Annotated in this window: 25 protein-coding genes and 4 pseudogenes; 11 read left to right on the top strand and 18 right to left on the bottom strand. The window is 60.4% G+C overall.

Annotated features, from left to right (window positions below):
* Positions 1-48: 48 nt before the first annotated feature.
* The 5 genes from LRS56_05070 to LRS56_05050 form a co-directional block, all read right to left on the bottom strand.
* On the bottom strand, positions 49-537 hold the full coding sequence (locus LRS56_05070) for a GNAT family N-acetyltransferase (protein WDU63904.1): 489 nt from the start codon (positions 535-537) through the stop codon (positions 49-51).
* Positions 534-1,073 carry a hypothetical protein gene (locus tag LRS56_05065; GenBank protein ID WDU63903.1) on the bottom strand — a complete coding sequence of 180 codons (540 nt, stop codon included), beginning with the start codon at positions 1,071-1,073 and terminating at the stop codon, positions 534-536. The genes LRS56_05070 and LRS56_05065 overlap by 4 nt, the downstream gene beginning before the upstream one ends.
* 9 nt (positions 1,074-1,082) lie before the next feature.
* Positions 1,083-2,054: an alpha/beta hydrolase fold domain-containing protein gene (locus tag LRS56_05060; GenBank protein ID WDU63902.1), complete on the bottom strand. Its 972-nt coding sequence runs from the start codon at positions 2,052-2,054 to the stop codon at positions 1,083-1,085.
* Positions 2,054-2,494, bottom strand: a complete 441-nt coding sequence (locus LRS56_05055; protein WDU63901.1) for a tryptophan-rich sensory protein — start codon at positions 2,492-2,494, stop codon at positions 2,054-2,056. The genes LRS56_05060 and LRS56_05055 overlap by 1 nt, the downstream gene beginning before the upstream one ends.
* Positions 2,495-2,561: 67 nt before the next feature.
* Positions 2,562-3,125: a nucleotidyltransferase family protein gene (locus LRS56_05050; protein ID WDU63900.1), complete on the bottom strand. Its 564-nt coding sequence runs from the start codon at positions 3,123-3,125 to the stop codon at positions 2,562-2,564.
* Positions 3,126-3,576: 451 nt separating this feature from the next.
* Between LRS56_05050 and LRS56_05045 the strand changes: the two genes are divergently transcribed.
* On the top strand, positions 3,577-3,804 hold the full coding sequence (locus LRS56_05045) for a DUF6124 family protein (protein ID WDU63899.1): 228 nt from the start codon (positions 3,577-3,579) through the stop codon (positions 3,802-3,804).
* Between the two features lie 3 nt (positions 3,805-3,807).
* Here LRS56_05045 and LRS56_05040 read toward each other — a convergent pair whose 3' ends face one another.
* The gene (locus tag LRS56_05040; GenBank protein ID WDU63898.1) at positions 3,808-4,041 is read right to left on the bottom strand and encodes a hypothetical protein; all 234 of its coding nucleotides are present in this window, start codon (positions 4,039-4,041) and stop codon (positions 3,808-3,810) included.
* 230 nt (positions 4,042-4,271) lie between these two features.
* Between LRS56_05040 and LRS56_05035 the strand changes: the two genes are divergently transcribed.
* Positions 4,272-4,538, top strand: coding sequence for a hypothetical protein (locus LRS56_05035; protein ID WDU63897.1), 267 nt, complete (start codon positions 4,272-4,274; stop codon positions 4,536-4,538).
* 126 nt (positions 4,539-4,664) lie between these two features.
* A complete protein-coding gene (locus LRS56_05030) occupies positions 4,665-5,591 on the top strand; it encodes a hypothetical protein (GenBank protein WDU63896.1) in 927 nt (308 codons plus the stop codon).
* Between the two features lie 649 nt (positions 5,592-6,240).
* Here the strand turns inward: LRS56_05030 and LRS56_05025 are convergent.
* On the bottom strand, positions 6,241-6,801 hold the full coding sequence (locus LRS56_05025) for a hypothetical protein (GenBank protein ID WDU63895.1): 561 nt from the start codon (positions 6,799-6,801) through the stop codon (positions 6,241-6,243).
* Between the two features lie 194 nt (positions 6,802-6,995).
* Positions 6,996-7,604: a LysE family translocator gene (locus LRS56_05020; GenBank protein WDU63894.1), complete on the bottom strand. Its 609-nt coding sequence runs from the start codon at positions 7,602-7,604 to the stop codon at positions 6,996-6,998.
* 111 nt (positions 7,605-7,715) lie between these two features.
* On the opposite strand from LRS56_05020, the gene LRS56_05015 reads away from it, so the two are divergent.
* From LRS56_05015 to LRS56_05000, 4 genes are all read left to right on the top strand, one after another.
* Positions 7,716-8,579: a LysR family transcriptional regulator gene (locus LRS56_05015; GenBank protein ID WDU63893.1), complete on the top strand. Its 864-nt coding sequence runs from the start codon at positions 7,716-7,718 to the stop codon at positions 8,577-8,579.
* A gap of 160 nt (positions 8,580-8,739) precedes the next feature.
* The gene (locus LRS56_05010) at positions 8,740-9,966 is read left to right on the top strand and encodes an MFS transporter (protein ID WDU63892.1); all 1,227 of its coding nucleotides are present in this window, start codon (positions 8,740-8,742) and stop codon (positions 9,964-9,966) included.
* 89 nt (positions 9,967-10,055) lie between these two features.
* Positions 10,056-10,406, top strand: a complete 351-nt coding sequence (locus LRS56_05005) for a hypothetical protein (protein ID WDU63891.1) — start codon at positions 10,056-10,058, stop codon at positions 10,404-10,406.
* A gap of 105 nt (positions 10,407-10,511) precedes the next feature.
* Positions 10,512-11,771, top strand: coding sequence for a hypothetical protein (locus LRS56_05000; protein ID WDU63890.1), 1,260 nt, complete (start codon positions 10,512-10,514; stop codon positions 11,769-11,771).
* Between the two features lie 52 nt (positions 11,772-11,823).
* Here LRS56_05000 and LRS56_04995 read toward each other — a convergent pair whose 3' ends face one another.
* Both LRS56_04995 and LRS56_04990 read right to left on the bottom strand, forming a co-directional pair.
* A complete protein-coding gene (locus LRS56_04995) occupies positions 11,824-12,450 on the bottom strand; it encodes a glutathione S-transferase (GenBank protein WDU63889.1) in 627 nt (208 codons plus the stop codon).
* A 118-nt stretch (positions 12,451-12,568) separates the two neighbouring features.
* The gene (locus tag LRS56_04990) at positions 12,569-14,308 is read right to left on the bottom strand and encodes an OPT/YSL family transporter (GenBank protein ID WDU63888.1); all 1,740 of its coding nucleotides are present in this window, start codon (positions 14,306-14,308) and stop codon (positions 12,569-12,571) included.
* A gap of 156 nt (positions 14,309-14,464) precedes the next feature.
* Here LRS56_04990 and LRS56_04985 point away from each other — a divergent pair.
* Positions 14,465-15,590 (top strand): annotated as a pseudogene (locus LRS56_04985) (lactonase family protein).
* Between the two features lie 176 nt (positions 15,591-15,766).
* On the opposite strand, the gene LRS56_04980 reads toward LRS56_04985, so the two are convergent.
* The 4 genes and pseudogenes from LRS56_04980 to LRS56_04965 all read right to left on the bottom strand — a co-directional run bounded on the left by LRS56_04980 (position 15,767) and on the right by LRS56_04965 (position 19,847).
* Positions 15,767-17,824 carry a methyl-accepting chemotaxis protein gene (locus tag LRS56_04980; GenBank protein WDU63887.1) on the bottom strand — a complete coding sequence of 686 codons (2,058 nt, stop codon included), beginning with the start codon at positions 17,822-17,824 and terminating at the stop codon, positions 15,767-15,769.
* Between the two features lie 264 nt (positions 17,825-18,088).
* Positions 18,089-18,379, bottom strand: a complete 291-nt coding sequence (locus LRS56_04975) for a DUF3144 domain-containing protein (GenBank protein ID WDU63886.1) — start codon at positions 18,377-18,379, stop codon at positions 18,089-18,091.
* Between the two features lie 38 nt (positions 18,380-18,417).
* Positions 18,418-19,113, bottom strand: a complete 696-nt coding sequence (locus LRS56_04970) for a tRNA (adenine(22)-N(1))-methyltransferase TrmK (protein ID WDU63885.1) — start codon at positions 19,111-19,113, stop codon at positions 18,418-18,420.
* Between the two features lie 24 nt (positions 19,114-19,137).
* Positions 19,138-19,847: pseudogene (locus tag LRS56_04965) on the bottom strand (FadR/GntR family transcriptional regulator).
* Positions 19,848-20,196: 349 nt separating this feature from the next.
* Between LRS56_04965 and LRS56_04960 the strand changes: the two are divergent.
* Together LRS56_04960 and gudD are read left to right on the top strand one after the other, a co-directional pair.
* Positions 20,197-21,558: an MFS transporter gene (locus LRS56_04960; protein ID WDU63884.1), complete on the top strand. Its 1,362-nt coding sequence runs from the start codon at positions 20,197-20,199 to the stop codon at positions 21,556-21,558.
* Between the two features lie 19 nt (positions 21,559-21,577).
* Positions 21,578-22,903, top strand: coding sequence for a glucarate dehydratase (gene gudD / locus LRS56_04955; GenBank protein ID WDU63883.1), 1,326 nt, complete (start codon positions 21,578-21,580; stop codon positions 22,901-22,903).
* Between the two features lie 62 nt (positions 22,904-22,965).
* Here the strand turns inward: gudD and LRS56_04950 are convergent, their stop codons facing one another.
* From LRS56_04950 to LRS56_04940, 3 genes are all read right to left on the bottom strand, one after another.
* A complete protein-coding gene (locus LRS56_04950) occupies positions 22,966-23,319 on the bottom strand; it encodes a putative addiction module antidote protein (GenBank protein WDU63882.1) in 354 nt (117 codons plus the stop codon).
* Between the two features lies 1 nt (position 23,320).
* Positions 23,321-23,623: a type II toxin-antitoxin system RelE/ParE family toxin gene (locus tag LRS56_04945; protein WDU63881.1), complete on the bottom strand. Its 303-nt coding sequence runs from the start codon at positions 23,621-23,623 to the stop codon at positions 23,321-23,323.
* A 139-nt stretch (positions 23,624-23,762) separates the two neighbouring features.
* A complete protein-coding gene (locus LRS56_04940; GenBank protein ID WDU63880.1) occupies positions 23,763-24,686 on the bottom strand; it encodes an ABC transporter substrate-binding protein in 924 nt (307 codons plus the stop codon).
* A 260-nt stretch (positions 24,687-24,946) separates the two neighbouring features.
* Between LRS56_04940 and LRS56_04935 the strand changes: the two are divergent.
* Positions 24,947-26,187, top strand: a pseudogene (locus tag LRS56_04935) (acyl-CoA dehydrogenase family protein).
* A gap of 37 nt (positions 26,188-26,224) precedes the next feature.
* Here LRS56_04935 and LRS56_04930 read toward each other — a convergent pair.
* Positions 26,225-26,430, bottom strand: a pseudogene (locus LRS56_04930) (acetylornithine deacetylase).
* Positions 26,431-26,442: the final 12 nt, after the last annotated feature.

Here is a 26,442-nt window from a genome sequence, read left to right as displayed (position 1 = left end):
GGGCGCTGGCGTGCCTGCTCCCACAGGGATTCGCAGCGTCTCGCCCTGTTACAGTTGCCGCTGCATATGCGTCGTGCGCCACACCGGGTCGGCCTCTACGTCGACCACCTCAAACCCCTGCCGAACCCAGAAATCAATCGCCCCCGGTAAAAACGGATGGGTATGCAGGTAAACCACCTCTACCCCCTGCGCCTTTGCCTCCAACGCCCGGTACAACTTACCGGCCAAGCCAAAGCGGCGAAACGCGGGCAGTACGAACAGGCGCACCACCTCCACCGTCTTGCGGCCGTGGTAATTCAACTGGGGGAAACGCCCGTCATACGGCAGGTAGCCGATGGCAGCGACAATCCGGCCTTCAGCCCGCGCAATCAGGAATTGGCCCTCACCCTTCAGGTAAACCGCTTCAAATCGCGCCAGGTCGTCCGGCATCCCGGCCGCGCTGAGCTTGGGGAACAACTCGGCACGCGCCTGCAGGACGAACGCCAGCACCTCGGGTATGTCCTGCGCCGCAACCGCCTGAATAAGCGGCGCAGTCACTCAGCCAACTCACACACGGCACTGCCCTTGATCCCCGTCGCATGCACCGCGACATGGCGCACCGTAAAGCCAGGCTTCTCGAGCACCTGCTTCTCGGACCACACCTCACCGTGGGCGACCTGATAGCCAATCGCGCCATCCGCTTGCCACATCAGGCGCAAGGAGTAGTCGCCGTTTTGGTCGGTGCTGTCGAAGACCAGCGTGTCGAGCATGCGTTTGCCCGCAATCAGGGTGCGCAGGGTGAACCCGCGCTGGCCATTGTTCTCAACCGTAAAACTGGACAGATACAGGACATCGTCCTCTTCCTGGTCTTTCGCCGCCGCCAGGATCACCGAGGGCGCCCACTTTACGCCGCGTTGCTGCTGATCGTTGGTGAACTTGCAGGTCAGTTGCCCATGCTCACCGACGTTGCGTTTGAGCAAGGTTTGCAGCTGCCCATAGGGCACATTGAACGTCAACGTTTTCACAGGGTTTGGATCGCAGCCTGCCAGCAGCAACAACGCCGACACACCGATGACGCGTTTAAAACCTTTCATGTATTGAACTCACACACCGCCTGCCCCTGGGACCACGTCTCGACCGGCTTCGCCTGGTAGATCAGTGGCTTCAATCTGCCGCTTTATCCATCCCCGGCTATATACCAGCACCCCCTGCGCCATCGCCAGCGGAAAATGGATAAACCCATGGGCAGATTCCGGCAAAAGATGCGCCTGTGCCCCCGGCCAACGTTCAGCCAGTTGCAGCGTGTCATCCTTCAACGGGTCCAACTCGCCCACAAACATCAACGCCGGCGGCATACCGCAGAAGTCGCCATACAAGGGTGACAACGGCGGCTGCCGACGCTGGTCATCAGTCAAACCCGGCGTCAGCATGCCCAGCGCCTGCACCATCCCCGGCCCATCCAGCAACAACGTCTCGGGCCCTGCGCTGTGCACGCTTGGCGTACCGGCCAGGTCGTAGACGCCGTAATACAACACCGCGCCGCTGACCCGCTGGAGCAACTCGGGCCAGGGTTTGAGCGCCAATAACGTCGCCGCCGCCAGATGCCCACCGGCCGATTCGCCCACGACAATCACCGGCAGCCCCGCGAACTCATCCGCGCTGAGCAGCCAACGCGCCGCGGCCAAGCAGTCCGCCATCAGCCCTTCAATCGGCGTGTCGACCGCCAGCCGATAATCCACCGACACCACCGCCACGTCGCAGGCGTTGACCATGCCCAGGTTAAGGTCGTCATCCATCTGCGCATTGCCGATCACCCAACCACCGCCGTGGATACCCAGCACCACGCCCTTGGGCGTGCCGCTCGGCCGCAGGATGCGCACCGGTACGTTTCCTACGATTTTACGCTCAGCCTCTGGCGCTTTCTTGAGCGTCTGGCTGACGCGCAACAGCGCCTGAATCAGACGCGGCGTGACGCGATTGCGGATCTTGAAACGCGGCAGCCACGCGAGCTTTTGATTAAAGCGGCGCATTTGGGCCAGTTCCGGCTCACTGGCCGGCCAATGTGTGTGAGCCATCAGCGGTTATTTCGCAGGATCGAGAAATTCAACGCCGCCGCCACACACAGCCACGCCAGGTACGGGAACAGGATCAACCCGGTGATCAAATCCAGGCGCACCGCCAACACCACCATCGCTGCCACGGTAAGCCACAGCAGCAGGATAATCACCATCCCGGCGAGGAGGCGATGCGCACCGAAAAACACCGGTGTCCACAAGGTGTTCAACGCAATTTGCGCCGCCCACAGCGCCAACACCAGCTGGCTGCCCGGGATCAGGCTCAAGCGGTAGCCGGCCCAGGCAAGCAGCAAGTAGATGATCGTCCACGCCACCGGGAACAACCAATTGGGCGGCGTGAAGCTGGGTTTGACGAGGGACTCGTACCAGGCGCCGGGCTTGAAAATAATACCGGTGCTGGCGGCGGCGGCGCAGGCGAGCAGGAAAATGAAGAAGGTCATGGTCGGTCCTTGGCGAGAGTGGTTTGAACCTTGGACGTGCGAAACGCGGGTAAAAGTTCAGCGCAAATCAGCCCGGCTCCAAAATCCTCAGCCAAGGCCAGCGCGCCTGATAACTGCGCGCCTTCTGCGCAAACAACGCCGGCTCACGGTGCACGGGGTTGATCCGCAACACACCTTGCTCCACATCCTCCAGACCATAGGGCGCATACACCTCGCCGCTCGCAATATCCAACCCGATGCACGTGCCTGCTACCAGGTAGCGATCAACCCCTTGCCTGGCCGTGTGCAACTGCGGATAAGGCCGCCCGAACCGCTGCCCATACCAAAGGTGCACCCGCGCCTGGTTCTTGACCTCGACGTTTACCCCAAGGTCCTGGAACAACGCCTGCGCCCGGCGAATCACCACATCCTCCGCCTCGTAGGAAAGGTCGGTGTCGAAGTAAAAAACGTCGTAGTCCTTTACGCCCTGATCGGCCGGAAGGTTCGACTGATGATTCCACACCGCCTGGAACAGACAGCCCGCCGTCAGCATGCACTGGTCTACCCCGAGCGCCGGCAGGCGCGCAGTGATTTCGGCATTAATGGGGTTGGCCATGGCCAAGTTGAGCAAGGTGTCGACGGTCAATGTCATGTTTACTCCTGCGTAATCGGTACTGTGCCGAGAGCCGACTGTACAACTTACTTCGCTCCCCGTGGCGAGGGAGCTTGCTCCCGTTGGGCTGCGCAGCGGCCCCAAACCAGCGCCGCCCCTGCACCGAAGGATAACAACAGAACCACGTGATCTTGCTCCATTGCCTACGCTTACGTCAGAATCCGCCGGCTTGTGCGCTGGGGTGGCCGTCTCTAAGGTTGCTCGGTCGCTGAATCTCTCAGGGATCGGGTTTAGTAGCCCACGGTTTAACCTAACAAGTGCATAAGCTTCATCTGTCAGACGTTCCTGTCTGTGCTTGATGGTGGCTGTGCGTAGGGCACCTTCGGGTGCGCCGGTTTTGTTAGGTTCCACCGGTCTACTAACCTGCGTACAGCTACCACCCTATTGTTTAGTAGCAATCGGGAAGTGGCCTCAAGCAAGGAACTTAACAATGGTTGATTCAACCACCCTCTTCACCGTCACACCCGACGCCAGCAACGAAACCCTGATCACCAACAGCTACGAAACCTTCGCGTCCGTCAGCACCCTGCTGCTCGACCTGTGCGAAGACCTCAGCGGCAAACACCGCGACATCGCGCTGGCCATCCACCAACTGAGCGAACTGGGCGTGCTGCTCACGGCCAAACTCCTCGACCGCGAAGCGCCCTGCCCTGGCTGATCGTCAGCCCTTCAACTCACCCGCCCGATTACTCGCCGCGTCGTCGTAAGCCACATACAACGACTCGGCGATCTGGCTTTTGATGGCCTTGGCGGACTCCAGCCCCAACACAAAACCTTCGGCCTTGCCGCCAGCGCGGTTCAACTCTTCATGGGTGGCGGCGCCGGTGATGTTGTCGAGAAGCTTGGAGGCGTGAGGGCCTACGCCTTTGGGGAGGGAGATTTGGTCGATGGTCATTTTCGCTGCCTTAAAGACTGAGGAACGGAGCGCGTGGAACCGCTCCCGGGTAGGCATGGTAGACCGGTATGGACACAAAAGGGCTGTTTCTGCCCGAAGTCATCATCGCTCTTCAAAGCCAGATAATTCTGCATCGCCAAAAGTAGCCAGTTGCCACCATTCAAATTCCCTGCAACGATGGACACACCTCATTTAGCGGAAAAACAACCGTGCGATATGCAAATTCAAAGATGGACACTTACAATTCCCACGCTTCATGGCTGGACCTGCATTGTGTAGTCATCATTGATGGTGATGAAATTACCGTCGAATACGACGATGACGGACATCAGCAGTATCGCGGCGTTGACAAGGGCAATGGCCATTACGAATTGTCGGCTCGAACGTTCGAAGACGGACGAGCAACGCTCCACAGGTTCGAAGGCGGCTTGATTCTTGAGGGCAGCTATCGCGAACAAGGCAGCAGCGGCATGTGGAAAATTCGCTTGCTGGAATAGCATTTCAATCCTGCGGGCAAAAAAGAGACTGATTTTTTTGACTTTTATCGCGCATCTGCGCCCGTAACCATTCAAAAAATTCGCCACCTTACCGGCTAAGTATTCATTACACGGAACGTAAATTTTATGAGTTGGAATAGCTTTCCTCAATCGTTGAAAGAGCGGTACGAAAGAATCTCCACTGTTGACTACGGCCCCATTAAAATGTCGCTTCTGGAAGAAATGAACAAAGACTTTCTTCCATTACTAGCTGGAATGGATAGCGACTCCTATGAGATTTTTGCTAACCAGTTCAATTCCACGATGCTGTTTGCCCACCTCTTTGAAAACACAATGGAATTAGAAGATGGCCGACTGAAAGTCGACGGTTATGACAACTTTGAAATAAAAATACCTGAAGCGTACTTCCGCCATCCAAGCATTGATCAATTTTCACCACTATCTGATCACGACATAAAAGAAATATCCAGCGTCGTTAGCCGCTCACGCGAGAGGCTCAACTATTCAAAAGACCTTTCGTTCATATTAAGCCAACTCCATAAGCAAGAGTTCATATCCATATTTTCGTACCTGGAAGCCTATACGGAAAGCTTAATGGTCGAATTCTTAGGAGTAAGCAAAAAGGATGCAGCCGCAAAAGTACGACGAGAGCAATTGCCCACCTTATTTAAGAATACGCTTGATGAAATCGACCCTAGGATAATCCAAGCAATCAACCTCTTCGATTCGGAAGCACTAAACTTTATAACGTTCTGCCGAGAGCTCAGAAATTTGCACACGCACAACCTTGGCATAGTTACTCGGTACTTTTACGACAACGGCCTATCATCGGGTTTTCTTCATCATGACATCAATACCGAAAGCGCTACACCGGCTATCGAGTACGCACGCTTAAGCTTTAAGTACTGCGACTACATCTTTGAAGTTGGACGATGTGCAAACCTGAGCACCCTCTCCCAGCCTTTCCGCCTTTTGTGCCGCGAAATAGTTTACATAGCAGAAGCTTTTCTTAAAGAAAAAATAAATAAAGGCACAACAACCGATAGAGTTTAGTCTAACTCTTCAGAGTAAAATAGGGATCAGGCCACCTGTACCATAATCCCGGCCTGTCCCGGTGTTACATGAAAGCGACTCTCTAAAGTCATGCAGTTTTAGTAGATCCAACGGCTTCGCATATTTTCCACTGGGATCGGTTCCGGGCGGGTCGTTATTGCGTACCCATTCACCCTGATCAAATACCTGATAGAGCGAGAAAGCGGCAGAGGCGGATCACTGGCCATACCCGCATCGACGATGGCACCTATGATTCTGTTCATGACGCGGGCGCAGCACTCAAAAGTTAAGGTCGCCCCCAGATAGCCATCAGCAACCGCAATGAAAAGCTCATCCAGCAAACCTTGCGTAGCCACGCGACTTTTTCACAAGTGGCGGCGAGATCATTCAGCATTAAACCGCTGGCTTCGGCTTGCGCCTGAACATGTCGAGGCTGGACCCGCTGCGTCGAGAAATGCGTCAACCGATGTATTTTCGGCCCAAAGCGGGCCGTAAGGTGCGGGTCGGTAGAGCCTGTCACGTGGGGCGACCGTACGAGCATCACTATCAGCATCGCACCCACCCCCACCGGCCTATCACCGTTTCTCTCATATCCCGCAAAAAATAATGTCCTCAACACCCGCTCCCGCTCCGCTAGCGGGCCAAACAATCAGGGCGTTGTACATTGATCTTGTTGAAGGAAATCTTTCAGCGCCGCCTGATAAATAGTCAATGGTTGATTGTCGGCACTCAGCAGGGCAAATGGAATCACTGTGAGATGCGAGAATGTCACCGAGCTTATTGAGTAAGTTTTCCGTCTACAGAAACCGTGATGATTGTTAAGTATGAAATCAAACTTGAACAGGTTTGGCCTTGTACACCAGCTAGGAATCAAACCCAGACTCAACCCCGTTAAGTACTCCTGTGCACAAGCGCCTCCAGATGAAGACTCGGAGATTTTTATTTCTACTGCAGGCAGGGGCGACGCTATAAGCCTCGAGCTATTGTCTTGTGCCTTTGGAATAATGTGCTGTGTGGCGTCGTATGCGCGCTTTGCGAAACGACTGTTTTTCCATGGAGCGTCCACTTCATAAGTAAAGCTGGACACAACTTCTAGTGTTTTGTGCTCGACACGCTCATTTATTTTCGGATCGGACGCGTATGTCGTACAACCGGAGCACATGATGGCAATGCTGATACCCGCAAGATAATTAGCGCTTGGACGACGCACGTTTAGTTCTCCCTAACTGAATCAGCCGACATTTGCGCCGTAGAATACGCTTGATTAATTTCGCAGCGTATTTCATCTACACGCTGCATGTCCACGCCCCGCGTCAAGTGGAAAACAGCTACAGATGGGGATCAATCTCCACACGCTAAAGCCGTTTGCGAAGATCGCAAAGGGTAGCGTCTCGGCGCTCGCGTTCAACTATGCGCGGGCAGCGCCAAGCCAAACAGTACAAAAAACCCGCCGCAGACTTTATTGAATCGGCGCCCGGTTCGTGCCAGCCAAGGCCGCACCCGGTGTGCTGCACTGGCCACCGTATATTCCACGACGAACTCCACCACCGCGTAGGTCAGCGCGATGGCGGCCGTCTGCGCGAGGAGGCTGCGGTGCGGGTCCAGAAAGGGTGGAATGAAGGCGGTGAACAACAGCAATGCCTTGGGGTTTGAGAGGGCCGATACCAGCCCTTGGCGGAACAGCGACCAACGCCGAAACGGCGTGGCATCACGGCTCTCCAGGCTGACCGGCGCAGACCGCCACAGCCCGAACCCCAGCCAGATCAAGTACAACCCACCGGCCACTTTCAGGGCGAAAAACCAGCTGGCCGACGCCTGGATCAAGGCCCCCAAGCCCAACGCGCACAGCGTCAGCACCAGGGCAAAGCCGAGCACGCCGCCGCTGATCGTGAACAAGGTTCTGCGACTGCCGTGCAGGGCGCCATGGGTCAGCACCAGCAGTGCATTGGGGCCTGGCACTACGGCAATGCCGCAGCAGGTGATCAGGTACAGCAACCAGGTTTCGAACGGCATGATCAGGTCCAGAGCGTGAGGGTCTGGCCAGCATCTTGCGAGTGAACAAATGGCCTGAAAAGCGCATTATTCACGTCGCAGCCATTCGATTAACGAATAGAGGTAAAGGCAATGCCTTCCAGCGATTTGCAGATTGATTGGCTCAAGTGTTTCGTGGCCGTGGTGGATGCCGGTTCGCTGTCGGGCGCGGCGCACGAGGTCAACCGATCACAGTCCGCCGTCAGCATGCAGATGAAAAAACTCGAAGCGGCGCTGGGGCGCCCGCTGTTGAGTCGTGGCCCCAGGCACCTGCAACTGACCGCTGACGGCCAGACCCTGCTGGGCTACGCCAGACGGATGCTGGCACTGCACGCCGAGACCCAGGCCGCCTTTAACGGTGAGGAATTGACTGGACTGATCCGTCTCGGCGTCGCGGAGGACTACGCGGCCAGGTACCTGACACCGCTGCTCAAGCGTTTTTCGCCACGTTACGCCGGTGTGGAAATAGAACTGACCTGCGAACAGTCGACCACCTTGATCCCGCGTGTGCGAAGCGGCGAGCTTGACCTTGCGCTGGTGTCCAGGGATTCGCCCCGCAGCGGCACGTTTCTGTTCAAGGAGCCTATGGTGTGGGTCGGCTCGCCCCAGTTCGAACTGTGGCGGCGAGACCCGGTGCCGATCGCGGTCTATGAAAGTGCCAGCCTGGCGCGGCGTTATGCGGTGAACTCGCTGGCCCAGCAGGGGCGCCAGTTCAAGGTGGTGTACAACAGCTCCAGCCTCGCCGGCCAGGTCGCCGCCGTTGAGGGTGGGCTGGCGATTGCCGCGATCACACAGTGCACCGTGCAGGCCTCATTGCAGGTGTTAAGTGGCGAGCATGGGCTGGGAAACATTGCCCCCATGGAGGTTTCGATTGTGCGCAGCCGGGCCTCTCGTGGCTCGAAGGCGGTCAATAGCCTGCATGCGTTCATCATCAGTGCGCTGAGGGCTCAGGTGTAGCCATTGGCAGCGTGCCAGAGCCGTCGCATCGATCAGACTGATGATTACTATCGAACCACTCACCTATTTGCCCGCCAAACCTGCCTCCTATAATCGCCACACTTTTTCCCCGCTCCCCTCGCCTGCCTGCAGGCGACACTCCCCTATGGAACCCGACACCATGTCAAGCGCGAGCCAGGCCCCCAGCGGCCTTCCCGAACACAATCAACAAAGCGTCAAACAGCAGTGGCTGGCGATTCTTTCGGTCGCCGTGGGTGCCTTTGCATTGGTGACCAGTGAGTTTCTGCCGGTGGGTGTACTCAACGACGTCGCCGCCGACCTCGGTATCAGTGCCGGCCACGCCGGGCTGATGGTGACCTTGCCCGGCATCATGGCCGCGCTCGCCGCGCCGTTGCTGTCGGTGGGCATCGGCGCGATGGACCGTCGTTACCTGCTGATCGGCCTGACACTGATCATGATCATCGCCAACTCGGTGGTGGCGTACGCCAGCGACTTCAGCCTGTTGCTGTTCGGCCGGGTGCTGCTGGGCATCAGTATCGGCGGGTTCTGGGCGACGGCTATCGCGCTCAGCGGCCGCCTGGCGCCCAAGGGTGTGGGTGTGGCGAAGGCCACCTCGATCATCATGATGGGGGTGACCCTGGCCACCGTGTTGGGCGTGCCCGTAGGCACCTGGCTCAGCGGCCTGATGGGCTGGCGCATGACCTTTCTGGTGACCGCGCTGGTGGGCGTGCCGGTGTTGCTGGCGCAGGTGTTCCTGCTGCCGCGGCTCAAACCGGAAAAGGCGATTCGTGTGAGTGACCTGCCGGCGTTGTTTATCAACCCACAGGCACGGGTCGGGTTGATCGCCGTATTGCTGATCGGCCTGGCGCACTTTGCGGCGTACACCTACGTCGCGCCGTTCTTCAAACAAAGCGCCGGGTTCGACGGGCCGACCATTGGCTCGCTGTTGCTGCTTTATGGCGTGGCCGGGGTGATGGGTAATGTGTTTGCCGGTTTCGCCGCCAACCGCAGCGTGCGTCACACCTTGCTGCTGGTGGCGCTGATGATCGGCACCAGCACGGCGTTGTTCCCCTACTTCGCCACCGGCATGACCGGCGCCGCAATGCTGATCGCGCTCTGGGGCTTTGCCTTCGGCGCCTTCCCGGCGTGCGCGAGTATCTGGATGTTTGTGGTGGCGCCCAAGGATGTCGAACGCGGCATGCCGCTGTTTGTCGCGTTGTTCCAGGTGATCATTGCCTTGGGCTCGTTCTTCGGCGGGCAGATCGTCGACCAACTGGGCAGCGCGGTGCTGTTGAGCCTGGCCACGGCGCTGGTGGGCTGCGGGTTTGTGACCGTGCTGGTGCTGGGGCGTAACGTCAGTAACAGCCTGGCGGCCCAGCCCGCCTGAGCAATAACCCAGGCGACGGATTTATTTTCAGGGCGCATCGTGTATACGTGTGCATACCCCATCGAAAATAAATCCGTCACCGAGCCCTCATGCCTGCAAGCAAACGCGAAATCACTCAGTTGGAACGCCGCCTCATCGCCGCCCTCACCGACGCCTGCGAAACCGCTAAAGCCGAGATCCCGGGCTTCGAGTGGCTGACCCATACCGTGGACTACGCCGCGTTCCCTCAAAGCCTGCGGGTGATTTGGGTATTCGACACCCGCGCCAGCAAAGACGAGGCGCTTGCGACCGGCGCAGACCAGCGCATGCGTGAGCTGACGGCCGCTGCACTTAGCGAGGCAGAAGTGGGCGCCGTGCGCCTCGACCGCTGCGTGCACTTCGATTCCGAAGAAGCCTGCAGCCAGCAGCACGGTGGTGATTGGCGTGTGCGGCTGGGCTGAGGCGGGTGGTTGGCAGTCTGCTTGCGACTGAACATTGCGCTAGAGCCCACCTCCCAATCTCTGGATAATGTCGCCCTTCCCGCCTCGATACGGATATCCCGCTTTATGAAGTTGCCCGCGTCCGCCCTTCTCCTCTCCAGCGCCCTGCTGTTGCCTGCAATCGCCCACGCCGACGACGCCGCTCTGACCGGCACGCTCAAAGCGTTCGCCCGTTGCGACGCGAGTTTCTTCAGCAGCCTCAACACCCACCGTGACGCCTGGCAGGCTTACGCGCCGCTCAAGCAGGAAAAAAACTTCACCTGGATCGCGGTTAAAAACCGTGCCGACCGCAAGGCCAGTTCAGTGCCGGTCAGCGCGCCGCCGATCGCCGGGTTGAAGCTGCTGACCTATAACGATGAGGTCTCCGACCTCGGTGAGTTGGGGCTCTACTATTACTGGGGTTTCATTGTGGACGGCGGGGTCGACGAGGTCGCCCAGCGCCTCAAGCCACTGCTCGACCAACCCGGCTTCCTCTACAAAGGCGAAGGCGAATACACGCGCAGTGAGCTCAAGGTCGGCAACGCCTGGCAATCGATCAAGCCCCAGCCGGGCAAGGCGCCAGGCACGCGGCAGGTGGAGCGCGTGCTGATCATCGAGCCGGAAGGTAAGCAAGGCACGCAATCGCGGGTCAGTTGCTCGGTGCAGGGTGGGGTCAACGCCGGGCTGCTGGCGCTTCTGCGCCCGGACATCGCGCCGATTGACTACCCGCGCACCGTCTTGGAAACCCATATCAATGATGTCGAGGTGCCGGCCAGCGTGCTCCAGCGCCTTGACTCAGCGCTGTTGCAGCCGAAATTCAAGACGCTGAGCTACACCTATCTGTCCAAAAAAGGCGACGCCAGCAAGGACAGCCCGGTGTCGGTCACGTTCACGGCCGAGGGTGGTTTGCTCAAGAAGAACGAGGTGTACGGCAGCACCTTCAACGTTGATCGTCTGACGCAGGCAGACCTGTTCCAGTTGAAATCGAAGATGAACGGCGTAGGCGACGGGCGCGTGCTGCAAACCCGTGAAGCCGAACTCAATGTGCCGACCACCTGGGCGCCAGGCCAGATTCTGACAGCCCAACTGCAGATGGTGAATGTGCCCGGCAAGCCCACCGACACACCGATCAAAACGTTCCTGACCTGCAAGGTCGGCGAGCGCTTCCCGGCGCGCCAAGTGTTTGCTTCGCTGACCGGCGATGCGATCCGGCTGGCGTGCGACCAGGGTGACTACAAGACCTCGCGTGCGTTTATCGAGGACCTGGGCGTGGCCCTGACGCTGGAGTCGACGTCGAGCCAAACCCATTATGTGAATGAATACACGGCGCTGAAGGTGGTGCGCTGAGAGGCAGCCTTGTGGCCAGGGAGCAAGCTCCCTCGCCACAGGTATTTCGCGTTTATTTGGCGAACGCGTATTCCCCACCCTGCTCCACCGCCTTGCGATACGCCGGCCGTGCCTGGAACCGTTGCACCCAGGCCGCCAGGTTCGGGTAGGCCTGTAACTTGCCCTGGGCCTTGGCGATTTCGCCGATAAAACTCATCTGGATGTCCGCGCCGCTCAATTCGTCGCCCACCAGATAGGGCGTATCCGCCAGCACGTCATTCAGATAGCCGAGGTAGTTGGCCACTTCCGACTCGATACGCGGGTGCAACGGCGCGCCCGCATCGCCCAGGCGGCCGACGTAGAGGTTAAGCATCAGCGGCAGCATCGCCGAGCCTTCGGCAAAGTGCAGCCATTGCACGTATTTGTCATAGGTGACGGTGGTAGGGTCGGGTTGCAGGCGGCCTTCGCCGTGGCGGCGAATCAGGTAGTCGATGATCGCGGCGGATTCAATCAGTACGAGCGCGCCATCTTCAATCACCGGAGATTTACCCAGCGGGTTGATCGCCTTGAGCTCCGGCGGCGCCAGGTTGGTTTTCGGGTCTCGCTGGTAGCGCTTGATCGCGTAAGGCAGGCCGAGTTCTTCAAGCAGCCACAGGATGCGCTGCGAGCGCGAGTTGTTGAGGTGGTGGACGGTGATCATGGCAAGCTCCGCTGGGCGAGAGTGAGGTGTGTAGGAGCAGACTACGCGGTCGCGCCAGAGTGCCCCGAAATAAGCGCACTGCATTCATGCCAAACCTGAGGACAACTGGCAAGCGCCCTCACCCGTTCACCATGGCCCACAACGAGGCCCCGACGCCGGTGATGCTCTCCCCCGCAATCAACCCGGCAGCGGCGGTGATGGCAAAGCGTTCGGTGATACTCGGCCAGCGGCAGCTCACCAGCCAGGTGAGGATAGCGCCGAGTGCCATCATCAGTGACACCGATGCGGGCAACACAAAGGCCAGGCCCAGGGCGGCGGCGCTCGGCAGGTAGCGGGCATATCGGGCGGGCAAGGTGCTGTCCAGAATGCCCAGCAGCACGCCGACCAGACCCGCGATGGCAATCGCCCAGCGGATGCTGGTGGATAACGAATCCAGCCCATGGGTCAGGGTTTGCGCCACGGCCTTCCAGGTGGCGACCGCAGGCGCCGGCCACTCCTCGGTCAGCAGCATGCTTTGCGGGTCGGGGATCAGCGCCAGGTAGGCGAATACGCCGACAATGCTGCCGATGAAAATCCCCAGGATCTGCGCGATCACCTGCTTGCGCGGCGTGGCGCCAATCGCCTTGCCCACCTTGAAGTCGTTCATCAAGTCGGTGCATTGCCCGGCCGAGCCGCCGGCGGTGTTGGCGCTCATCAGGTTGATCGGCACTTGCCCCGGCGCGACGATGCCAAAACTCAGTTGGGACAGTTGCCCGATGGCACCAATCGGCGGAATGCCGGTGGCGCCCACCACCCGGGCGGCCACGGCGGCCAGGCAGATGGCCAGGGGGATGGTGAGCAACGCCATCCACAGGTTGATGCCGAACAACAGCGCCTGCAGGCACACCACCAACACGATCGACAACACGAAACCCGCGGCCGGTCCGGGCTTGGGCAGGCTCCAAGTCTGCCCGCCGGCGGCCCGAGTAGCGCTGCGCAATGCCCACAAACGAATCGCCAATGACGCCAGGGTGGAACACACCATCAGGCTCACGCCGGGCCATAGCAACCATTCCACCAACGCCGCGAATTGCGCGCCGCTGCTGCCGGCCGGTAACGTCACCAGCTGTTGCGTCAGCAGCCACGGGCCGAGGCCGCCCCACGCCAGCAAGGCGCCGAGCAGCAGGGTCAGGCCGACGCGAATGCCGATGATGCCGCCAAACCCCACCAGCAACAGTGAAGGGTCGGCAGTAAAGGTCAGGCGCTCCAGCTGGGCGCTCGGCGACCAGCGCGGGATGGCCCACATAAAAGTGTCCAGCCACTTGACCAGCCCGGACAGCACTGCGGCGCCCAGCAGCACTTTCAAGCGGGTCGCGGCTTCGCGGCCGTGGTTGTAGATGTGCAGCAGGGTTTCCAGGGTGGCCATACCCTCGGGAAATTTCAGCGCCTTGTCGTTAAGCAACGAGGGCCGCAAGTACCAGGCGATCCAGATCCCCAGGAAACTCACCGAGAATACCCAGGCGATCATCGGCAGCGCGTCCAGCTGGTTGCCGGTCAGCAGGGTGTAGGCCGGGATCGGCGCGACCAGCCCGCCGGAAATAATCGACGCAGCGGCCGAGGCCACAGTCTGGTTGATATTGCTTTCATGCAGCGTCCACGGCAGCTGCGTGGGCGAGCGTTTGGCCAGCCCTTGCCAGATCGCATAGCCCACCAGCAGGGCGATGATCGACATATTGAATGACCAACCGATCTTCAACCCGGCGTACACATTCGAGGGGGTCAGCAAGATGCCAAGCACGGTCCCGGTGATCACGGCGCGCAGGCTGAGTTCGCGTTCGACAGGGCCGTACTGGGGCAGCGTTGGCGAGGTTGAAGGCATGCGGATTCCTTTCGGCAAGGGAACAGGGCGACCTAACAAGTGAGCCCCGCAGGCGCCGAAGGTTCATCCCGGCCGCTCCCCACAAAACAGGGATTGCCGAGATTCAAATACGGTCATACGATGACTGACCACAATCATAAAAATAAAGGATCTCTCGTGAGTAAACCCCTTCTCATGGCCGCCGCCGTTGTCTGCGGCCTCAGTGTGCAGGCCCATGCGGCCACCTTCGCGTACATCTCCAGCCCCGGTGACGGCCTGATATCCCAATACCGCCTGGATGAAAGTAACGGTGCGCTAAGCCTGGTCAACCAAATGACGGCCGGCGATCAGGTCAACCCAATGGCCCTCAGCCCCGACGGTAAAACCTTGTTTGCCGCGTTGCGGGTCAAGCCGTTTCAGGTCCAGGCGTTCAGCATTGACCCGGCGAGCGGGCATTTGACGCCGCAGTCCAGCCGCGCCGCTGGCCGAAAGCATGGCGTACCTGGCCACTGACCGTGCCGGGCGTTATCTGCTCGCCGCCTCTTACGGAGCCGACACGCTCAGCGTGCAACCCATCGGCCAGGCGGAGCCGGTTCACACCTACAAAACCGGGCCACACGCCCACTCACTGCGCACCGACCCCAGCAACCGTTTTGCCTACGCGGGCAACCTGGGCAATGACCATGTGCTGCAATACCGCTTCGACGCCAACAGCGGTGAGCTCACGCCGATCGGCAATGGCTACGTGAGCCTGCCGGCCAACACCGGGCCTCGCCATTTGGCGTTTTCGGCCAACGGCAAATTCCTGTATGTGGTCGGCGAAATGAGCGGCACCGTCACCGCGTTCTCCATCGACGCCAGCACCGGCGCGCTGACGCAGATCGGCGTGGCCAATGGCATCCCCGAGCGCTTGAAACTGGCCCACGGTGAAGTGCGGGATGCGCGCAACAATGACTTGAAGGACGACCCCACCCCACGTATCTGGGCGGCGGACCTGCGGGTGTCACCGGATGGCAAGCTGCTGCTGATGAGCGAGCGCACCAGCAGTTCGGTGTCGGCATTTGCGGTGGACACAGCCACCGGCGGCCTGCGTTTTCTCGATAACTACCCGGTCGCAGAGCAGCAGCCGCGCAATATCGCCTTTTCACCCAACGGCCATTGGTTGCTGGTGACCGGTGAGAAAAGCGACAAGGTGGGTGCCTATGCGGTGGGTGCCAAGGGGGCCTTGAAGCGCGTGGGGGAAGCGGCGTCGGGCAAGGGTGCGCTGTGGATTGAAATGCTGCAGACCTCGGCGGCGAAGTAACCCGAACTTAGCTGTGGGAGGGGGCTTGCACCCGATAGCGGTGTGTCAGTCAGCGGGTGTGTGGCTGATATACCGCATTCGCGGGCAAGCCCGCTCCCACAGGGGCGGGGCAGTCAGCTCATCTGTGGCTGAGACTTCGCTATCGGGGGCAAGCCCCTCCCACATTGAATGCGCGTTCAGGCCAGGCGGAAGCGTGCGGTGTTGTCACTCAATGCCTGGCTGCCCCTGCTCAGGGTATCGGCCGCACGGTTGACCGCCCGCGCGCCTTCCAGCAAGCGCCCGGCGGCCTGGTCGACTTGCTGGATATTGCCGCTCACCTCATCCGCCGTCGCTGCTTGCTCTTCTACCGCCGTGGCGATCTGCGCCAAGGTATCGGTGACGTTCTGCACCGCGCCGGCGATCTCGCCCAGGCGTGTGCCCAACCCGGTGACCGACTCGGCATCGGTCAATGCCTGTTCGCACGCAGCGCCCATCAGGGTGACGGCTTGGCTCACCGTGGCGCGCAAGCTGTCCACCGTGCCGGCGATCTGCGCCGTCGACGCCTGGGTACGTTGCGACAGGCTGCGCACTTCGTCGGCCACCACCGCAAAGCCCCGGCCCTGCTCACCGGCACGTGCGGCCTCGATGGCGGCGTTGAGCGCCAGCAGGTTAGTCTGCTCGGCGATGCCCCGAATGGTGTCGACCACCGATTGAATCTGCTGCCCCTGCTGGCTGACTTGCTCCAGCGCGTTGGCGGTGTCGGTCAGGCGCTGGTTGAGCTGCTGGATGCTGGCCGTGGTGCGCTGGCTGTCGCGGCTGCTGTCTTGCGCAATGCGCCGGGTCTGCTGGGCGCTGCCCGAGGCTTGCTCGCAACTTCTGGCCACGCCCATGGAGGTGGCGGCCAATTGCGTGGCAGCCGCGGCGATCTGGCTGATTTGCTGTTGCTGGTCTTCGACCTCGGTGAGGGTGCTGCCCGATTGCGTATTGAGGGTGAGCACCGCCGAGCCAAGCTGCTGGGTTTCGTGATTGACCCCAAGCAGACTGGTGCGCAACTGCACCACCGCGACATTCAGCGCGGTGCTGATGGCGGCGAGTTCGTCGCGACCTTCCACAGCCACTTCCACGCACAGGTTGCCGTCCCGCAGAGACTCGGCCAGCGTGGTGATACCGCTGGCACTGCGCCGAATCGAAGCTTGCAGACACACGAACAGGTACAGCGCCGCCAACGCCAGCAAGCTGAAGGTGGCTGCGACCGGGACGAATTTTTGCAGTGAACGGTCGCGGTAGTAACCCAGGCGCGCATCCAGCGAAGTCAGCGACTGGTTACGCAGCGCGCCCAGGCTCCCGAGCATGGCGTCGACACTGCGCTCGAAGCCCGCCGTATCGAGCTTGATGGTGCCGCCAAACACGCCGTCGTCGAGCACTTTGAGCTCGTTATCCAACAATTGCAGGCTGTTGTCGTATTGCGCGGTCCAGGGCTCCAGGCCGGCGTATTGCTTGGCTTTGAGCGAGGCTGTGGCTTTGACCAACTGGTCGCGGGCATCGCCGATGCGGCCGCGCAGGTCACGCATCTGCAAGCGGCTTTGCAGGGTGAACTGCCCCGACGCGATGGACGACTGGCCGACACTGGCCATGCGACCAATACGTTCGATCAGGTCGGGCGTGTGCTGGGTCGAAATCTGCATCAGCAAATAGGTTTCCAGCCAGGGGTCGAGGATCAGCCCGGCGTCCAGGGTGATCTGCTCGCGCAGGGTTTGCATCGCGGTCAGGGCCGAGGTGAAGCGATCATAACCGTCCGGCCACCAGCCCACGGTACGCAGGGATTGGGAATCCATGCCCTTGACCGTGGCCTGCAACGCCTCGAAGCGGGCCAGGGTCTCGGCGCTGGCGTTGCGGGTTTTCAGCGACTCACCCAGGGCCTGCAGGCTTTGCAGAATCAGCGGGAAATTGGCATCCACCTTGTCCATCGCCGCCTTCGCCGCCGGCGTCGGGGCGTGCAGGATATCCGCCGCCTTCCACCGCGCTGCGAGGTTGCGCTGGGCGGTCAACTGGCCATCCAGCGCGTCCAGGGCCAACAGTTGTCGCACGCCGGACTGCTCGCTGGAAATCACGGTTAATTTATCGCGATAGTCCGACCCGATCATCCAGAGGCTACCGGCCAGGGGCAGCATGAACAGGAAAAACAGGATCTGAAACTTGCGTGCAAAGCCGAAACGCCCGAGCAGGCGGATACCGGGTGATAAAAGGCTGTGCATGTAGACGACTCCCCAAAACTACCCACCCCAGTGCAGCGGTGGGCGAAACCTTGAAACGACTAACGGCAAAGTGCCATGTCATTGATTGGGAAGGCTCTAGCAAGATACGGGCCGTTGGCAACGCGCCCCGAAATAGGCGGCGCGGCGACCCATGGTGGGCGTGGCGTGCGCGAAAATGGGGCAAAAGCACTCAGCATCGAGGCCACATCTGTAACCGTTGACGCAGGCGTTCGGGGCAGTGACAAAAAAAGCTCTGCCGCCAGCCTATTTGGCCAACATGTACTGACTGAAATTATTGATGTGATCATCCAGATTATCCTCAAGCATCATCCGGTACTGGTCACAGAAATATGTCAGCATCGCCTCCCGCGCTGCGGCCATTTCCGCGCCGGACTTGAAGTTGCGCGCACTGGCCCAAGCATTGAATCGGGTGGTGCCGAACATCATGGAGGCGCTGACCTCGCCGAGGTTTTCGTGAGCCTTGAGCTGCTCGTTCGACAGCTCGATATGCGCGTCTGCGCGGTCATAGAAGGATTGATCGGTGGCGTCTGCCATGGGGTTTCCTTGGTCATCACTGATTGAATGAAGTGCTATCAAGCCAGCAGCGCGGTAATCCACCGGGCCTGCTGGGCGATTTCCTGCATCTTGTGCTCGGGCACCGCCAGCCGTGCGTGTTCCAGGCTGGCCAGGGTTTTGTGCTTCTGACGCAGCATGCGTTGCCACTTGGCCAGGAACACCGGGCTGCGCGCCTGCATTTGCAGGGGCCCGAAATATAATTGTTCGACGCTGTAGGCCACCGGCTCGGCGCGTTCGGCAACGATGATTTCGTAATAGAAACGGTTTTCCTGCAGCAACTCTTCGCGCAGGATCCGGTAGCCGTTGTCCATCAGCCATTGGCGCAGCGGTTGCTCGCCGCCGTTGGGTTGCAGGATCAGGCGCTCTTCGCCGCCGAGGAGCGCCTTGCCGCTTTCCAGGATGTCGCGGATGGTCTCCCCGCCCATGCCGCAGAGGCTGATCGCGGTCACCTGGTCTGCCGGGTTGATCGCCGCCAAGCCATTGGCCAGGCGCACGCTGATGTGTTGCTCCAGGCCATTCTCACGCACGGTGCGTTCGGCCGCGTGAAAGGGCGTGGTCGCCACCTCCCCGGCCACCGCCGCCGTAATCACGCCACGGCGCATCAATGCCACCGGCAGGTAGCCGTGGTCCGAGCCGATGTCGGCCAGGCGTGCGCCACGGGGCACATTGGCCGCCACACGCTCCAGGCGTGCGGATAAAGTGTTTTCGTTCAACTGCAGTTCCTTACTATCACCCAGCTACGCGCCCGAAAAACGATCGCGGCTGTTGGTCAAGTGCAGGACCATGGCGGCGCGGGCGGCGTCCGGGTCCTGGCGTTTGATCGCGTTGAAAATCGCCTCATGCTCCAGGTTCGCCAGTTGCCCCAACTTGGCAAAGTCGGCCCCCCACGCTCGGCGCCTTTGACCTGGGTGCGCGGGATCATCGCATTGCCCAGGTGCAGCATGATTTCGCTAAAGAACGTATTGCCGGTGGCCTCGGCGATCAACTGGTGAAAACGCTTGTCCTCTTCCACGCAACTGTCGTTGTTGGCCAGCGAGGCCTGGTAATCGTCCAGCGCCTGGCGCATGCGCGCCAGTTGCTCCTCGCTCCTGCGCAACGCGGCCAGGGCCACCGCTTGCACCTCCAGGCCCAGGCGCAGCTCGAGCATATTGCGCACACTGGCGACCGTGTCCACATGCAAGCGTAAGCCTGGCTGGGCATGTTGCTCCAGCACAAAGGTGCCGATGCCGTGACGCGTCTCCACCAGCCCCGAAGCCTGCAACTTGGAGATGGCCTCGCGCACCACCGTGCGGCTCACGCCGTGCTCAAGCACGATGGTGGATTCCGACGGCAGTTTTTCGCCGGGCTTGAGTTGCCCGAGCAGGATGCGCTGGGTCAGCGCGTCGACCACGCCTTGGGCCAGGTTATTGGAGCGTCTACGGACAACAGGTCCGTTTTCAATAGGCATCGCTTAGGGTCCATGGAGCAGGGCTGGAGGGAGATTAACACCGCGCCCCGCCTGGCGCTGCCTGGATTTATAAAAAGCCCAACTTGTATGACAACCAACCTTATCGAAGCACCTTGCCAGTATCTTCCTGCTTAGCGCCTGAAAACCTCTGCGCGCTTCAACACCGTCCAAAAATCCGGCACTAAACCCGTATTTGCTGGGCAAATAACCATTAAGACGGATCAAGCGCCAGCCTTATAAGCATAAAAACATCACGCAACAGATTGCGAAATCCAAAAAACTACTTGTATGATGTCTATCAACAAAACACGCAAACCCGCATAAAAATAATCAGGGGGAGTTTTGAATTGTGAACAATTCAAGCCATGCATCTGCCGCACCAGAAAGTGATTCGGTCCTCGCGCGCGCTGTGAGGAAAGTGAAGGGCCACGTGCTCCCACTGTTCGTGATCATGTTCATCCTCAACTACATCGACCGGGTCAATATCGGCTTTGTGCGCACGCACATGGAGCACGACCTGGGCATCGGCGCCGCCGCCTACGGGTTCGGCGCCGGGTTGTTCTTCATCGGCTACGCCCTCTTCGAAGTGCCCTCCAACATGCTGCTGCAAAAGGTCGGCGCGCGTATCTGGCTGACCCGCATCATGTTCACCTGGGGCATCGTCGCGACGCTGATGGCGTTCATCCAGAACGAAACCCACTTCTACATCCTGCGCTTTCTGCTGGGCGTGGCCGAAGCCGGCTTTTTCCCGGGGGTGATCTACTACTTCACGCGCTGGCTGCCCGGCGTTGAGCGCGGCAAAGCCATCGCCATCTTCCTTAGTGGCTCGGCGATTGCGTCATTGATCTCCGGCCCGCTGTCGGGGGCGCTGTTGCAGATCGAAGGGTTCGGCTTCCATGGCTGGCAGTGGATGTTCGCCATCGAAGGCCTGGCCTCGGTGGTGCTGGGGTTCTTTGTGTGGTTCTGGCTGGACTCCAAACCCCACGACGCCAAATGGATGACCCGCGAAGAACAGGACGCACTGGTGGGCGCCATCGACCAGGAACAGCGCGAGCGTGAAGCGCTGACCACGGTCAAACCGACTATCGGCAAGTTGCTCAAGGACCGTCAGATCCTGCTGTTCTGCGCCTTGTACTTCTGCATTCAACTGACGATTTACGCGGCGACCTTCTGGCTGCCGAGCATCATCAAGAAAATGGGCGAACTGAGCGACGTACAGGTCGGCTTCTTCAACTCGATCCCGTGGCTGATCTCGATCATCGCCATGTACACCTTCGCGGCGCTGTCGGGCAAATTCAAGTTCCAACAGGCGTGGGTCGCGGCCGCACTGTTGATCGCCGCCGCCGGCATGTTCATGTCCACCACCGGCGGGCCGATCTTTGCCTTTGTGGCGATCTGCTTTGCGGCCATTGGTTTCAAGTCGGCGTCTTCACTGTTCTGGCCGATCCCCCAGGGCTATCTGGATGTGCGCATCGCCGCTGCCGTGATCGCGCTGATCAACTCCATCGGCAACCTAGGCGGCTTCGTCGCGCCGACCACGTTCGGCTTCCTGGAACAGACCACCGGATCGATCCAGGGCGGCCTCTATGGCCTGGCCGGCACGTCGGTACTCGCGGCGATTTTGGTGTTCTTCGCCAAGACCTCGCCTTCGGCCGTGTTGAGCTCGCCAGATGCAGCGCCCACGGGCGCCGCCATCAGCAAACCTCTTTAAGCCCATTCAGGAAATTGCCATGAATACCCCAGTAGTCACCCACTTCCAGGTCATCCCCGTCGCCGGCCACGACAGCATGCTGCTCAACCTCAGCGGCGCGCACGGCCCCTACTTCACGCGCAATATCGTGATACTCAAAGACAGCAGCGGCCACACCGGCGTAGGCGAAGTGCCTGGTGGCGAACGCATCCGCGAAACCCTGGAAGACGCCCGCAGCCTGGTGATCGGCCAACCGATCGGACAGTACCAGCGCATCCTCAACCAGATGCGCAGCACCTTTGCCTCAAGAGACGCCGCCGGCCGTGGCCTGCAAACCTTTGACCTGCGCATCACCATCCACGCCGTCACCGCCATGGAAGCCGCGCTGCTCGACCTGCTGGGCCAGTTCCTTGAAGTGCCGGTGGCCGCCTTGCTCGGCGAAGGGCAGCAACGCGACGCGGTCAAAATGCTGGGTTACCTGTTTTACGTCGGCGACCGCACGGCCACCAACCTGGCCTACCGCAACGAGGCCGACGCTGATGACGACTGGTTCCGCCTGCGCCATGAAACAGCCCTGACCAGCGAGGCCGTGGTACGCCTGGCCGAAGCCGCCAAGGCCAGGTACGGCTTCAACGACTTCAAGCTCAAGGGCGGTGTATTGAATGGTGATGCGGAAATCGAAGCCGTCACCGCGCTGGCCGAACGTTTCCCGGATGCGCGCATCACCCTTGACCCGAACGGCGCCTGGTCGCTGAAAGAAGCCATCCGCCTGTGCCGCGACCAGCACCACGTGCTGGCCTACGCCGAAGACCCCTGCGGCGCGGAAAACGGCTACTCGGGCCGCGAAGTCATGGCTGAATTTCGCCGTGCCACGGGCCTGAAAACCGCCACCAACATGATCGCCACCGACTGGCGCGAAATGGGCCACGCGATCCAATTGCAATCGGTGGATATCCCGCTGGCCGACCCGCACTTCTGGACGATGCAAGGCTCGGTACGCGTCGCGCAGATGTGCAACGACTGGGGCCTGACCTGGGGCTCGCACTCCAACAACCACTTCGATATTTCCCTGGCGATGTTCACCCAAGTAGCCGCCGCCGCACCGGGCGACATCACCGCCATCGACACCCACTGGATCTGGCAGGACGGCCAGCGCCTGACCAAGGAACCCCTGAAGATCGAAGGCGGTTACGTCAAGGTCCCGGCCAAGCCTGGCTTGGGGGTGGAGATCGACATGGACGCGGTGGCCAAGGCCCATGAGGTGTACAAAGGCATGGGCCTTGGTGCACGGGATGACAGCGTGGCGATGCAGTTTTTGATTCCCGGCTGGAGCTTCAACAACAAGCAACCTTGCCTGGTGCGTTGAGACCTCAAGACGACGCAAGATAATGTGGGAGCTGGCAAGCCGGCGCCCACATTTGATCTGCGTTATTTCGCAGAGTGTGTCTGCTTGATGGGCTGCACAGTCAACTCCACGCCCAACGCCAGCATCAGCTTCTGGATCGTCTCATAGCGCGTTTTTGAACCGCCCTTCAGGGTTTTATACAGACTCTCCCGGTTCACCCCCGCCGCCTCAGCCACCTTGTTAACGCCCTGCGCCTTGGCGACCTCGGCAAGCGCTTTCATGAGGATCTGCGGGTCTTGCGATTTCATGCTTTGCGCAAGGTAGGCACTGATGGTTTCCGGGCTGTCGAGGAAGCGCGAAGCCTCATAGACACTGGTGCCGGATGTATCAAGGTCGAGGATCGGCATGTCCTCGGGTTTGAATTTCGATTCGCTCATTTCATTGACCTCTCAGGGCATCGAGGATCTCTTTTGCCCGCTTGATTCCTCTATTCTGGTCGGCTTTATCACTGCCCCACAGCATCAGGTAAGCGGTGATACCCGTGCGTACAAAGTAAATCCTGTAGCCGGGCCCGACAAACACACGCATTTCACTCAGACCGTGGCCAACGGGCTCGCAATCGCCAAAATTGTTGTCCTCGGCGCGGTCCAGGCGCGTCAGAATTGCCGTTTTTCCCCAAACATCCCTCATACCATCGAGCCATGTATCAAACTCTGGCGTCCTGCCGATCAAGTTGGTCACAGATTCACATGTAGCCTACTGGCTACTCCTTGCCGATGCTAGTGATTTTTTAGTTCCGATGACAACCGGAATAAAAAACCCTAGCCCAGCCCCCGCACCATCAGCCGATCAATACTATGAGTGCTTGTTTCCCCGGCGTTTAAAGCGCCCGATCAAATAACGGCGTCACGTCATACCGCTGTTTGAGCATCTGCGCATCCACCAGAAAATCCGCCGTGGCCTGCGCTTCGCTGACAATCGTCGGCGAGATCGGCAGCACCTTGATCGCATCGCGCTTGAACCACACCTTGGCGATTTCCGGGGCGGACTGGTTGGCCTTGGACCATGCCTCGGCATACTCATCAACGTGCGTGTTGCTCCACACCCGGGCGCGGGTGAGGCGTGCGATGAAGTCTTTGATGATCGCGCTTTTCTGCGCCAGGGCCGGTTCATACGCGACGATATAGGTCGGTGCGCTCATCAGGCCCTTGGCGTTGCGGATCAGGGTGCTGCCCTCTTTCTCCTGCAGCGACACGTAAGGTTCCCAAGTGCCGAACGCGTCGATGTCGCCCTGGGTCAGCGCCAGGCTTGCCTCCGCCGGCAGCAGGAATTTGAAGTTGACGCTGTTGCGCGGCACCCCGGCTTCATCCAGCGCCTTGTACGCCAGTTGCTGGCTCCACGAGCCGTTCCAGATCGCGACGGTTTTGCCTTTGAGGTCGGCCACCGAATGAATGCCCTTGCGCGCCACAATGCCCACGCCATCCAGGCTGGTCTGGGTGCTGGCGACCACCTTCACCGGCGCGCCATTGGCCGCCAGGCTGATCACCGGCGTGTCGCCGACAATGCCCACGTCCAGCGCGCCGCTGGCCACCGCCGAGGCCACCGGGGAGCCCGTGTTGAAGCGTTTGAAGTCAATTTTGTAGGGCAAGTCCTTCAACTCGCCCGACAGCTCCAGCACGATGCGATTAGAAAAAAACTGGTCGCCCACGGTCAGGGTCAGGGGCTCTGCCGCCCATACCGTGGGGCCGTGCAGCGTGAGAGAGGCCAGGCCCAGCAGGGCGAGCAGGTTTCGACGATTGATCATGAAAGGAATCCACACGGTTAATGGCTGACTCAACCATCTGTGGGCATGCAGTCTGGTGATGAGGTGCGCCTGAGCGTGGCGCACCTAGAAGCTAACGCAATAAAAGCCCGGGGTTTAATACTGTTGTGCACTATCGATAGAACCTGGTTGCAGCTCGATAGCTATTTTTCGTATTAAAAACTGCGCGCCCGCTGAGTTAGGGTGGCGTCACCAGACCACTGGACCCCAGCACCTGAACCACTCTCTGCAAGGTCCATTGCATGTCGACTCCCGTTTTGAATATCTGGGGCTGCGCCCCCTCCGCACGTTACGAACAACTGGCTGCACCGTTTCGCCCGCTCTTTGCGCAAATCCTTGCGCAAGCGGCCGACAACGATCAGACACGCGCCAGCCTCGCGAGCGTTATCCAGCAACTGAACGCCCTGGGACTGCCGCGCTGGCGCCTGCCGCAAAGCTACGGTGGCCACGGCGCCAGCCTGGTTGAATTGCTGACCTTGCTCACCGAACTGTCCGCCGCCGACTCCAACATCACCCAGGCCCTGCGCGGGCATTTTGGCTTTTGCGAAGACGTGCTCAGCGCCAAGGACCGCGACTGGCGCGCCACCTGGCTGGACCGCCTCAGCCAGGGCGCCCTGCTTTCCCCGGCAGCACCGAAGTCGGCAACCAGACCCGCGGTGCCTTCGAAACCCGCCTGCACCGCGACGCCGCCGGTGCCTTGCGCATCAGCGGCAGGAAGTTCTACACCACCGGTGCGCTCTACAGCGACCTGATCAATACGATCGCCACCGGTGAAGACGGCACGGTCTACACCGTGGTCGTCGACCTCAAGGCTCCCGGCGTGCAAATCGTTGACGACTGGAACGGCTTCGGCCAACGCCTCACCGCCAGCGGCACCTGCATCTTCGACAACGCGCCGGTGGTGGACGACGATGCGCGCCCCACCCAGCAGCGCTTTGGCCACGGGCAATCGTTCTTCCAGCTCTACCACCTCAGCACTCTCGCCGGCATCGCCCGCCGCGCCGCCTTGAGTGGCGCCGAAGAACTCAGCAGACGCGCCCGCACCTTCACCACCGGCAACGCCGACACCGCCGCCCAGGATGTGCAATTGCTGCAAGTCATCGGCGAGGTCGCAAGCCAGGCCTACGCCGCCCAGGCCATCGCCCAGCAAGCGGCGCAACGCCTGGAACACACGGCGCACTATGTGATCGCCCATGATCAGCCGGTGCACGATGACGACCCGCAGGTTGCGCTGGCGGAGCTGGAGGTGTGTCTGGCGGTGAATCCGGTGGTGGACGCAACACTGGCGGCGACCAGCGCCTTGTTCGACGCCCTCGGGGCCAGTGCCACTGCGAGCAACAAAGCGCTGGACCGGCTGTGGCGCAATGCGCGCACGCTGGCGAACCACAACCCGCGTGTTTACAAGTCGCGGATCGTGGGCAATTACCTGGTGAACGGGATATTGCCGCCTGCGCAGTGGCGGGTCGGTGTGGCCAAAGCTTGATAAAACAACAGGCCACAATGTGGGAGGCTTGGGGGGGTTACTGGCTCACAAACGCCAGCCCCCTTTCCAGCATCCGATCGCAAGCATCCAGTTGCTCCAGGCTGATGAACTCATCCGGCTTATGCCCCTGCTCCATGCTGCCAGGGCCGCAACCACCGTCGGAACCCCCGCCTGGCTATGCAGCGAAGTGGCCAAGCCCGGGTAGCTGGACAACTCACTGATGCTGAACGCCGATTGATCGCTCTGCGCACTTCA

It is taken from the genome of Pseudomonas poae (genome assembly GCA_028869255.1).
Classification (GTDB): domain Bacteria; phylum Pseudomonadota; class Gammaproteobacteria; order Pseudomonadales; family Pseudomonadaceae; genus Aquipseudomonas; species Aquipseudomonas poae_C.
The sequence above is the reverse complement of the archived record's forward strand: the minus strand, read 5'-3'. Positions and strand labels throughout refer to the sequence as shown.